Annotated in this window: 10 protein-coding genes; 4 read left to right on the top strand and 6 right to left on the bottom strand. The window is 67.6% G+C overall.

Annotated features, from left to right (window positions below; genetic code table 11):
• Positions 1 to 128 precede the first annotated feature (128 nt).
• The 4 genes from PUN51_RS11800 to PUN51_RS11785 all read right to left on the bottom strand — a co-directional run bounded on the left by PUN51_RS11800 (position 129) and on the right by PUN51_RS11785 (position 3639).
• Positions 129 to 521 (bottom strand): universal stress protein, encoded by a 393-nt coding sequence (locus PUN51_RS11800; RefSeq protein ID WP_159633713.1) that lies wholly within the window; start codon positions 519 to 521, stop codon positions 129 to 131.
• Between the two features lie 68 nt (positions 522 to 589).
• Entirely contained in the window at positions 590 to 2128 is a 1539-nt protein-coding gene (locus PUN51_RS11795) for a tripartite tricarboxylate transporter permease (RefSeq protein ID WP_275181023.1), read from the bottom strand.
• Positions 2129 to 2632, bottom strand: a complete 504-nt coding sequence (locus PUN51_RS11790) for a tripartite tricarboxylate transporter TctB family protein (RefSeq protein ID WP_159633707.1) — start codon at positions 2630 to 2632, stop codon at positions 2129 to 2131.
• Entirely contained in the window at positions 2629 to 3639 is a 1011-nt protein-coding gene (locus PUN51_RS11785) for a Bug family tripartite tricarboxylate transporter substrate binding protein (protein WP_159633704.1), read from the bottom strand. The genes PUN51_RS11790 and PUN51_RS11785 overlap by 4 nt, the downstream gene beginning before the upstream one ends.
• 311 nt (positions 3640 to 3950) lie before the next feature.
• Here PUN51_RS11785 and PUN51_RS11780 point away from each other — a divergent pair, with 311 nt between their 5' ends.
• Positions 3951 to 5531 (top strand): sensor histidine kinase, encoded by a 1581-nt coding sequence (locus PUN51_RS11780; RefSeq protein ID WP_275181032.1) that lies wholly within the window; start codon positions 3951 to 3953, stop codon positions 5529 to 5531.
• Positions 5528 to 6193 carry a response regulator gene (locus PUN51_RS11775; RefSeq protein WP_275181022.1) on the top strand — a complete coding sequence of 222 codons (666 nt, stop codon included), beginning with the start codon at positions 5528 to 5530 and terminating at the stop codon, positions 6191 to 6193. Before PUN51_RS11780 ends, PUN51_RS11775 begins: the two co-directional genes overlap by 4 nt.
• 43 nt (positions 6194 to 6236) lie before the next feature.
• Here PUN51_RS11775 and hutG read toward each other — a convergent pair whose 3' ends face one another.
• On the bottom strand, positions 6237 to 7190 hold the full coding sequence (hutG, locus tag PUN51_RS11770) for a formimidoylglutamase (protein ID WP_224024645.1): 954 nt from the start codon (positions 7188 to 7190) through the stop codon (positions 6237 to 6239).
• A 196-nt stretch (positions 7191 to 7386) separates the two neighbouring features.
• Here hutG and PUN51_RS11765 point away from each other — a divergent pair, with 196 nt between their 5' ends.
• Entirely contained in the window at positions 7387 to 8691 is a 1305-nt protein-coding gene (locus tag PUN51_RS11765) for a cation:proton antiporter (protein WP_275181021.1), read from the top strand.
• 81 nt (positions 8692 to 8772) lie between these two features.
• Here PUN51_RS11765 and PUN51_RS11760 read toward each other — a convergent pair whose 3' ends face one another.
• Positions 8773 to 10215 carry an NCS2 family permease gene (locus PUN51_RS11760; RefSeq protein WP_159633691.1) on the bottom strand — a complete coding sequence of 481 codons (1443 nt, stop codon included), beginning with the start codon at positions 10213 to 10215 and terminating at the stop codon, positions 8773 to 8775.
• 111 nt (positions 10216 to 10326) lie between these two features.
• On the opposite strand from PUN51_RS11760, the gene PUN51_RS11755 reads away from it, so the two are divergent.
• Positions 10327 to 10980: a copper resistance CopC family protein gene (locus PUN51_RS11755; protein ID WP_275181020.1), complete on the top strand. Its 654-nt coding sequence runs from the start codon at positions 10327 to 10329 to the stop codon at positions 10978 to 10980.
• Positions 10981 to 10997: the final 17 nt, after the last annotated feature.

The following is a 10997-nucleotide window of genomic DNA, read 5'->3' as shown; positions in this document are numbered from 1 at the left end:
AACGCGTTACGGTGGGACACGAGGACCTCCTGGTTTGTGTTCGCTCTCGACAAGCACCACACAACACCCGGAGGTCCTCTTATTGCTTCAAATCAACCCAGTGTCACCAACCTGGCGGGACAGTACATCTAGCCCGCTTTTACCGCCAGGACCGGGCAGTCCGCTTCAAGCAGGATGCGCTGTGACGTGCTGCCCATGATCAGCTTGCCCACCGGGGTGCGGCGGCGCAGGCCGATCACGATCAGGTCGGCTTTGTGCTCCTCGGCGGCGTCCAGCACCTCGGCGGCGGCGTCATGGCCGCGGACGGGCCGCTTGACCAGGTACTGGATGCCCTGGCTGGCCAGCCGCTGCTCAATGTCGTGGATGTCGCCTTCCTGGGCGAAACGGTTGTCCACGGTTGCCTCGCCCTTGGAGGAGTTGATCAGCACCAGGGTGGTGTTGCTCTTCCGCGCTTCGGCGATGGCCTGGGTGAGGGCAGCTTCGCCCTCGGGGGTCGGGACGTATCCCACAACAACGGTCATGGTTGCTCCTGTTCTGCGGAGTGGATGGGGCGCTGTTCAGTTACTGGTCGGGTCAGATCCTGGCCGGTTCAGTCACTGTAGTCCGCAGCGCCGGAATTGGCGGGAACCAGCGGTTTGCGCTCCGGACGGTTTCGGCGGATCAGCTTGTAGGCAAAGGGCCAGGCCAGGATGAGGGCAATGATGACATAGATGCCGACGGCGATCGGCTCACCCAGGAGCCCTGCCGGGTCCCCCGCGCTCAGCTGCAGGGTCTTGCGGAGCTGCCCTTCGATCCGCGGACCCAGGATCACGCCGAGGATCAGCGGCAGGACGGGAAGGCCGAAGCGCCGCATCATGAACCCGAGTGCGCCCAGGATCAGCAGGATCACCAGGTCGAACGCCTGCAGGTTCACCGAGTAGGCGCCCAGGGTGGCGAAGAACAGGATGCCGGCGTACAGGTACGGCCGGGGCAACTGCAGCAGCTTGGCCCACAGCGGTGCCAGGGGCAGGTTGATGATCAGGAGCAGCAGGTTGCCGATGAACAGGCTGGCGATCAGGGCCCACACCAGGGGCCCCTGGCTTTCGAAGAGCTGCGGACCCGGCTGGATCCCGTAGCTGGTGAAAGCGGCGAGCATCACGGCTGCGGTGGCATTCGTGGGCAGGCCCAGCGCCAGCATGGGGGTCAGGGTACCGGCGGCCGCAGCGTTGTTGGCTGCTTCCGGACCGGCCACGCCTTCGATGGCGCCCTTGCCGAACTCTTCGGGGTGCTTGCTGAGGCGTTTTTCCGTCACGTATGACAGGAACGTGGGGATCTCTGCGCCACCGGCCGGCAGGGCACCGAACGGGAAGCCGAAGGCGGTACCGCGCAGCCACGGCTTCCAGGACCGCTTCCAGTCGGACTTGCCCATCCATGGCTGGCCCACCGGGATGGCGTGCAGGGGAGTGCGGCGCAGGTGTGCCGCCACCCAGAGTGCCTCGCCCACGGCGAAGATGGCAACGGCCACCACCACGATGTCCAGGCCGTCCGCCAGGAGCGGCTGGCCGAACGTCAGGCGGCGCTGGCCGGTGACGGAATCCATCCCCACCAGGCCGATGGCCAGGCCGAGGCCCAGGGAGGCGAAACCGCGCAGCCGGGACGAGCCAAGCACGGCCGTGACGGCCAGCAGTGCCAGCACCATGATGGCGAAGTAGCTGGGTGCGCCCAGGCTGACGGCGAACTTCACCACGATCGGTGCGCAGACGGCCAGCAGCGCCGTGCCAATGGTGCCGGCAACGAACGAGCCGATGGCCGCCGTCGCAAGCGCCTGCGCCGCCCGGCCCGCCTTGGCCATCTTGTTGCCTTCGATGGCGGTGACCACCGAGGACGATTCACCAGGGGTGTTGAGCAGGATCGAGGTGGTGGAGCCGCCGTACATGCCGCCGTAGTAGATGCCGGCGAACATGATGAAGGCGCTGGTGGGTTCCAGCGCGTAGGTGACGGGAAGCAGCAGGGCGACGGTCATGGCCGGGCCCAGGCCGGGGAGGACGCCGACGGCGGTGCCCAGGATGACGCCGATCATGGCGTACAGGAAATTCATGGGGGTGAGGGCGGTGGCGAAACCGTCCATCAGGGAGGACCAGACGTCCATTTAGAGGATTCCTTCCAGGAGGCCGGCCGGCAGTGCGATGCCCAGGCCGAGGTAGAAGCCGTAGAAGGTCAACAGGGACAGGGCCACGGAGATCAACCCGTCCCGGACAAAGTGGCGGCTGCCCAGGGCCAGGACGCTGCCCCAGAACAGGACCGTTCCGGAGATCACCCAGCCCGCCCAGTCGATGAGCAGGATGTTCAGGATGAAGGCACCCGCCAGCGGCAGGACGGTCTTCCAGTCGGCGGGGTGCGCCAGGTCGACGTCCTCGCCGCCCTCGGCCTCACCCTTGCCGCCGCGCAGGACGTTGATGGCCAGCAGGATTGCGCAGACCACCAGCATCCCGGCGACTATGAACGGGACGGTTTTGGGCCCAACCGGATCAGACTTCGAATACGGGGTTACCAGGCCGTTGGCGTCAAGGAAGACCAGGACGCCGGCCGCCCCGAGCAGGAGTGCAACTCCCAGCTCGGAGCGGCCTTTGAGACCTGTGGTCAGGGATGTCACGCCAACCCAAGCTTGGTGAGGACGTCCGCCACCCGCTTGTCCTGCTCGGTGAGGAAGGTCTTGAACTGGTCGCCGGTGATGAAGGCATCGGTCCAGCTGTGGGTCTTCAGTGCTTCCTTCCAGCCCTCAGTGCCGTGCATCTTCTCCAGGGCTGCGATCAGTGCCGCCTTGTCCTTGTCGCTGATTCCCGGAGGGGCCACCACGCCACGCCAGTTGGTGAACACCAGGTCGATGTTGGATTCCTTGAGCGTGGGTGCGTCCACGCCGTCCAGGCGCTTCTCGCCACTGGTGGCCAGAACGCGGACCTCGCCGGATTCGATCTGCTTCAGGTATTCGCCGGCGCCGGAGGCGGCGAAGCCGAGCTTGTTGCCCAGGATCGCGGGAAGAAGGTCGCCGCCGCCGTCGTAGGAGACGAAGTTGACCTTGGTGGCGTCGATGCCCACGGCACCCGCAAGCTGCATGGGCAGCAGGTGGTCCGGACCGCCGGGGGAGGAGCCGCCGCCTACGGCGATGGAGCCGGGATCGGCCTTCCAGGCCTTTACCAGGTCATCGATGGTCTTGTAAGGCGAATCCTTGCTGACCATGATGGCGCCGGGCTCTTCGATGAGGCGGGCCAGCGGGGTGGTGTCCGTCAGCTTGGACTCGGACTTGTTGGTGTAGCTGGCACCCACAACGCCCAGGCCCATCAGCATGGCAAGGTCGCCGTTGCCCTTTTCGTTGACTATCCGGGCCAGGCCCACGGTGCCGCCGGCACCGGCCAGGTTGAAGACCTCGGTATTGGTGGAGATCTTCTCGTCATCGAGAACCTTGGCAGCGGCGCGGGCGGTGGTGTCGTAGCCGCCGCCGGGCGTGTTCGGGACCATGATCTGCAGGCCCGTGATGGGTCCGGCGGCAGCTCCGGAGCTTTCCGAGCCCGTGGAGCTCTTGCTGGTGGCACCGCAGCCGGTGGCCATCAGGGCGATGCCGGCAGCAACGGCGGCAACGCGCAATGCGCGGATCTGGCGCATGTGTTCCTCTTCTCTCAAAAACAAATCTGGCCAGCACCGGCTGCCTGGTGGCTCCGGTGCCTTGTGGTTCCGATGCTAGGGGCGGCAGTGACGGCGATCACTCTTGTGTACGCAGAGAAAGTTGTGTTCATTGCGTTCACGTTTCCGAATCCCCACAACGGCCCTGCTGCGGGCTTTGGGATATAGTTCCCGGTACCACCTCAGGCCCCCGCGCCCGTATTCCTGCGCGCACCACGGCCTCCCACACGCGCCGGACAACTTCTTGCCCTGCCCGCAACCCCAGGAAGACCATTGTGACTCGACGACGAGGAATGTCCCTCGCGGGCCAGTACCTTCTGCTGCAGTTGCTCATTGTCCTGGCCGTCCTGGTGGGCGTCGTCGCCATCTCCCTGGCGCAGTCCGCTGCGGCGTTCGAACGGATCGAGGGCCGGCGCGCCCTCTCGGCAGCGGAAGCCCTGGGCGGCAACCCCGTGGTGCGTGAGCTCCTCCCGGAGACGGAACCGCGCGGCGGGGCAGTGTTGCCCGCGGTGGCCGAGTCCGTGCGGATCGTCTCCGGCTCATCCCGGGTGGCGCTGGCGCGCATCGACCGTACGGTGGTGGCGTCCTCGGATCCCAGCCTGCTGGGCCTGCCGCTGGAGCTGGGGGCAAGCAGGGTGATGGAGGGCCGTGCCTGGACGGGCGTGGTGGGCGGAACCCCTGCGCCGCTCCTGTCGGCTCATGTTCCGGTCCTGGATGACACCGGGCGCATGATCGGGATCGCCTCCATCAGCCGGAACTATCCAACGGTGCTCGAACGCCTGGGCGACGCCGTCCCCAACCTCCTCACCTACCTGGGGGTGGCGAGTGTCCTGGGCATCGCCGGGTCGCTGCTGCTCTCGCGCCGCGTCAAGCGGCAGACCCTTGGCATGGAGCCCAGCGAAATCACCAGCCTGGTGGAAAACCGCGAGGCCATGCTGCACGGCCTCAAGGAAGGCGTCGTGGCACTGGACCTGCACGAACGGATCACGGTGGCCAACCACAGCGCGCGGGCCCTGCTGGGCCTCCCGCCCGACTGTGTGGGCAAGCGCGTGGCGGCCCTCGCCGTCGAACCCGCCCTCAAGGAAGTCCTCACCCGGGAGCAGCCGGGGCCCGACCAGCTGGTGCTGGTGGGAGACCGGCTGGTGGTGATGAACCGGGTCCCGTTCCAGTCCCGCGGCAGGGTCATCGGCTCGGTGACCACCCTGCGTGACCGGACAGAGCTCTCGGAACTGGAACACGAACTCGGCACCACCCGCACCGCCACGGACACCCTTCGCGCCCAGGCGCACGAGTTCGCCAACCAGCTCCACGTCATCTCCGGCCTGATCCAGATCGGCGAGTACGATTCCGTGGTCCAGTTCGTCAACGGTGCCACCGTGGACCGGACCCGGCTCAACGACGAGGTGACCGCCCGTATCAAGGACCCCGCGCTTGCCGCCCTGCTGATCGCCAAATCGAGCCTCGCCACCGAACGGGGCGCGGCACTGCAGCTGGACCCGGAATCCGTGCTGGACACCGTCGATGACGGGCTGTCCCGGGACCTCACCACCGTGGTGGGGAACCTGGTGGACAACGCGTTCGACGCCGTTACCGGGCTTCCGCAGGCAGCCGTCCGGGTGCGGGTGGACGGCGCAGCCGGGGGAGACGTGGTGGTCACAGTCCGGGACAACGGTCCCGGCGTCCCCAGCGGCTCCACCGACCACATCTTCCGCCAGGGCTTCACCACCAAGGAACCCGGCCCGGCCGGCAGCCGCGGTTTCGGCCTGGCGCTGTCCCGGGTGGTGTGCCGCCGGACTGGCGGAAACCTGGCGGTGGCCAACGATAATGGGGCTGTCTTTACCGCTGTGCTGAAACGAGGGAGTACCCAGCCATGATCAAGGTCCTGATCGTCGATGACGACTTCATGGTGGCCAAGGTGCATGCCGGCTTCATCCAGCGCACGCCGGGCTTCGCCGTGGTGGGCGCGGCGCACACCGGCGCCCAGGCGGTTGCCGAGACCGAACGCCTCCAGCCGGACCTGGTGCTGCTGGACATCCATTTGCCGGACATCAACGGCCTGGACCTGATGCAACGCCTGCGCGCTGTTGCTCCCGAACTGGACGTGCTGGTCATCAGTGCCGCACGGGAGGTTGAAACGGTCCGGAAGGCGCTGCGCGGCGGCATTGTCCATTACCTGATCAAGCCCTTTTCCCAGACAGACCTCCAGGAGCGGCTGGAGCACTACCGCAGCGCCTACCAAAGCCTGGATGCGTCCAAGGATGTGGCCGAACAGTCGGACGTCAACCGGGTGTTCGGCCTGGACCGCGCCGAACGGCCCCTGCCCAAAGGCTGCAGCATCGAGACGCTGAAGCTGGTGGAGGCGGCACTGAACGCTTCAGCCGGTGACGTCTCGGCGGCCGAGATGGCCGAGGAGCTGGGCACGTCCAGGGTCAGCGCCCGCCGCTACCTCGAGTACCTGCACGACGAAGGGACACTGGATGTGCGGCTCAAGTACGGGGTGGGACGGCCCGAGCGGCGGTACGTGCTCAAGGCCTGACGGGACCCGCGCCGGGCGCCGTCCCGCCGCCGCGGACCAGCTCTCAGCGCAGCAGCGTGTCAATCAGCCGGGCCGCTGTCCTGGCGGTCCGGCTGTCAATGTCGAATGCCGGATTCAGTTCCGCCACGTCCAGGTGCAGCAGCTTCCCGCTTCGGGCCACCTGGCGGCACACCGCCGAAATGACCGGAAGCGGCACGCCATAGGCTGCCGGCGCGCTGACGCCGGGGGCCACCGCGGCGGGCAGTACGTCCAGGTCGATGGTCAGGTACAGGACGTCGATCTCCGCCAGGAACCCTGCAACGAAGTCCTGGACCCGGTTGGGTTCGCAGTCCTCATCCAGCAGGTAGCGGACCCCCAGCTTGTCCGCGGTGTCGAACAGGACCCGGGTGTTGTTCGGCTCCGAGATCCCGGCGACGGCGTACCGGAATTCCCGTCCGGCGTCCGCTTCCGCGCGGGCCATCTGCAGGAACGGCGTGCCGGAGCTGGCCACCGGCTCGTCGCGGAGGTCGAAGTGGGCATCAAGGTTCAAGACGCCCAGGCGCTGCCCGGTTTGAACCGCGGCTGATGCGCTGACGCCAAGGTAGCTGGCGTAGGCGGTTTCGTGCCCGCCGCCCAGCACCACAGTCTGGTGGCCGGCGTCGAGCAGGGCTGCCAGCACCCGGCCAAGCCGTTCCTGGCCGGCCTCCAGGTCTTCCCCGGAGACCACCACGTCACCAGCGTCGGCCACCGGTCGGTCCAGGTGGAAGGCCAGCGGGCCCAGCGCTTTTCGCAGCGCCGCCGGGGCTGCGGCTGCCCCGGTCCGGCCCTGGTTGCGGCGGACCCCCTCGTCGCTGGAAAATCCCAGCACGGCGGCGGGCTTGCGTCCGGGCGCAGCGGCCCGCAATTCATCGGAGGCGGTGACCGCCTGCCACCAGCGGCGGTGGCCGGGACCATCGCCGTCGAACCTGCCGGTCCAGGGCCGGGGCGGGACGTCGACGGCGGGAAGCTTGAGGAACATGCCTCAAGCTCACCGCATGCCGGGCACGAAAACCAGCGCCGGCGCCGTCGTCCTGTCCGGAATCCAAGAACCCGCGCAACGGGCAGGCCGGACATCGGGTGCCTGGTGCAGGGGTTAAGGTGAGAGCAGCCCACCGGTCCAGGGATGACCTGGCCGCTCCGGATCCACGCACCATTCCAGGCTGGAGAGCCGCTCCATGTTCGAAGCCCCAGATATCCTCTTTGCCGCGGCCGGACTGGCCGTGTTCGTCGCTGCGGTCCTGCCCAAGCTGCTGCGTGACATGCCGCTGTCCATGCCCATGGTCTTCTTGGGTGCAGGGATGGCAGCCTTCGCGTTGATTCCATCGCTGCCCAACCCCAACCCGGTGGAACACAGTGACTTTGTCATGCACCTTGCGGAGGTCTGCGTGATCATTTCCCTGATGGGCGCAGGGCTGGCCCTGGACCGGCCCGTGGGACGCCGGCGCTGGTCCACCACGTGGCGGCTCCTGGGCATCGCCATGCCGCTCTGCATCGTGGGGCTGACCCTGCTGGGTATGTGGTTCCTGGGCCTGGGGCTCGGCGCGGCCCTGCTGGTGGCGGCGAGCCTGGCGCCCACGGACCCCGTCCTGGCCTCGGAAGTGCAGGTGGGCGAGCCTGCCGACCAGGATGAATCCACGGACAAGGAGGACGAGGTCCGTTTCGGCCTGACATCGGAAGCCGGGCTCAACGACGGGCTGGCGTTCCCGTTCGTCTACCTTGCCATTGCCATCAGCGTTGCCGGAGCGGACCCCTCCGCCTGGTTCGGCGAGTGGTTCGGGCTGGACGTGGTGTGGCGGCTGGCCGTCGGGCTCGTGGTGGGGTTCCTCACCGGAAAGCTGCTCGCCAGGCTGTTCTTCTCGGCCCGTGCCGACAGCCTGCGGCTCTCCAACCACTCGGAGGGCTTTGTGGCCCTGGCGGCGACGTTCCTGGCGTACGGGCTGACGCAGATGGTGGAGGGCTACGGGTTCATAGCGGTGTTCGTCTGTGCCGTGACCATCCGGGGCGCCGAACGGACGCACGGCTACCACCGGGTGCTGCACTCCTACGTGGAGCAGCTGGAACGGCTGCTGACCGTGGTGATCCTGGTCCTCCTTGGCGGTGCCATCGCCCGCGGGCTGCTGGCCGGGATCGGGCTTCCGGAACTGCTGGTGGCGCTTGCTTTCCTGCTGGTGGTGCGGCCGCTGGCGGGCTGGCTGGGCCTGCTGGGTGGCAAGACCGGTCCGCGGGAACGCGTGGCACTGTCCTTCTTTGGCATCCGCGGCATCGGTTCCCTGTACTACCTGGCCTTTGCCCTGGGGGAAGGCCACTTCACGGAGCAGGCGCACTGGCTCTGGTCCTTCATCGGGCTGGTGGTGGCGCTGTCCATCGTGATCCACGGCGCCACCACCTCGCCCCTGATGAACCGGCTGGACCGGCTGCGCCAGAAGAAGGCACTGGCAGTCTCCGGCGACGAGGGACTCGCCCCCAACACCCCCGTCTAGGCCCCCGGCCAGGGAAACCCCGGTGTCAACAAAAAGGGCTGGTACGGCAGACGCCGCACCAGCCCTTTCCATGCGCAGGTGTTACTTCATCCCCAGGGCCGCCTCGATGGGGCCGATGGCGAAGAACAGCGCGAACGCCGCGGCCACAGCCCACATCAGCGGGTGGATGTCCTTGACCCTGCCCTGGACCGTGCGGATCAGGACGTAGGCGATGAAGCCCGCACCCAGGCCGTTGGCGATGGAGTAGGTGAAGGGCATCAGGGTGAAGGTGAGGAACGCGGGGATGGCGATGCCCCAGTCCTGCCAGTCGATCTTGCCCACCTGGGAGACCATCATGAAGCCCACCACCACCAGTGCCGGGGCCACGGCCTCGAACGGCACCAGGTTGATCAGCGGCGTGAAGAACATGGCCACCAGGAACAGCACGCCGGTGACGATGGAGGCCACGCCCGTGCGGGCGCCTTCGCCGATGCCGGCACCGGCTTCGACGTAGATCTGGTTGGAGGAGACGGAGGCGCCGCCGCCGATGATGGCACCGAGTGCGTCCACCTGGAGCACACGGTCGACGTCGGGAATGTTGCCGTGTTCATCCACCGTGCCGGCCTCGTTGGCCAGGCCCACCATGGTGCCCATGGCGTCAAAGAAGATGCTGAGCAGGATGACGAAGGCCAGCAGCGTGGCGGCCACGAAGCCGAGGTGCTCGAAGGCACCGAACGGGTTGGCCTTGCCGATCAGGGAGAGGTCGGGCGCGGCCCAGCCGGAGAACGCCGGGGCCACCAGGGACCAGCCCTGCGGGTTGAAGTTCTTGCCGTCGAAGCTGGGGCCGATGTGCAGGGTCGTCTCAAGGATGACGGACAGCACCGTGGAGGTGATGATGCCGATCAGGATGGCGCCCTTGACCTTGCGCACCACCAGGGCGATGGTCAGGATCAGGCCGAACACGAACACGGCGGTGGGCCAGCCCAGGAGCTTGCCTTCGAAGCCCAGGCCAACGGGCACGGTGGTGCCTGCGACATCCGGGATGCGGCGCACGAACCCGGCGTTGACCAGGCCGATCAGGGCAATGAACAGGCCGATGCCCACCACGATGGCCGTCTTGAGTCCGTCCGGCACCGCCTTGAACACGGCGGTACGGAAACCGGTGAGGACCAGGATCAGCATGGTGACGCCGGAGAGGACCACCAGGCCCATCATGTCCGGCCAGGTGAGCCCGGGATTGGTGGCCACGGTGACAGCCACGAAGGCGTTGACGCCCAGGCCGGTGGCCAGGGCGAAGGGGTGCCGGCCCCACGCGCCCATGAGGATGGTGAGGATGCCTGCCACCAGCGCGGTCACGGCGGCCACGGCGGGGAAGCCCAGCGTGGTGCCGTTGGAGTCGGGCCCGGACAGGATCAGGGGGTTCAGCACCACGATGTAGCTCATGGCGAAGAACGTGGCGAACCCGCCGCGGATCTCGCGGGAAAGGTTGGAACCGCGCTCGGTGACCCTGAAATACCGGTCCAGGGCAGAGCCTTGCTTAAGCATTAGTCCTCCGGGGAAGTGTGTGGGGATACCTGCATCCTAAGGGAGCGGCGGGGAGTGGGCCGGCAAATTCGCCTAGTCTGTAAGGAAGCCAACACGAGGAGCAGCCCACCCATGCGCCAGGTCCGCCGCCAGTTGCTGAGCCTTGTGCTCGGCTTGTTTGTCCTTGCAGCCGCCGCGCTGGGCCTCGCTGGCCCCGCCTCCGCCCATGATGCTGCCGAGTCCACCAGCCCGGCGCAGGGGGCTGCGCTGGCTGTCCCGCCCGCCGAGGTCTCGGTGACCTTCAGCAACAAGCCGCTGGGCATCGGTTCGTCCTTCTCCATCAAGGATGCCGGCGGCACCGAATGGGCTGATGGCTCCGTGCAGATCGTGGACAACGTGGCCACCCAGAAGCTCCGCCCGGGCGGTCCGGCGGGCACGTACACAGTGGCGTGGCGCGTAGTCAGCTCGGACTCACATCCCATCGAGGGGACGTTCACCTTCACCGCGGCCTCCGGTGCCCCGGGTGCCGCCTCGTCCGGGACACCCACGGCGGGAAGTTCGACGGCGGCGGGTGCGGTCCCTGGCATGGGCACCGCCCAGCCCGGGGTCACGGAAGAGCCCTCGGAGCCGGCCGGCGCGGGCGAGCCGTTCCAGTGGAGCATTGTTATTTTTGCGGTAGTGGCCGTGGGGCTGCTGGTGGCGCTGGCCGTCCTGGCCCGCCGCCGGCTCACCGGCGACGGGGACACCGAAGATGACGGGGAGGCCGGGGACAGGGCCGCGGAGTAGCACCCGCCGGCAGGGCC

This window comes from Arthrobacter sp. NQ4 (assembly GCF_029077345.1).
Taxonomy (GTDB): domain Bacteria; phylum Actinomycetota; class Actinomycetes; order Actinomycetales; family Micrococcaceae; genus Arthrobacter.
Note: the sequence above shows the minus strand (reverse complement) of the source record. Positions and strands in the feature narration are given on the sequence as shown.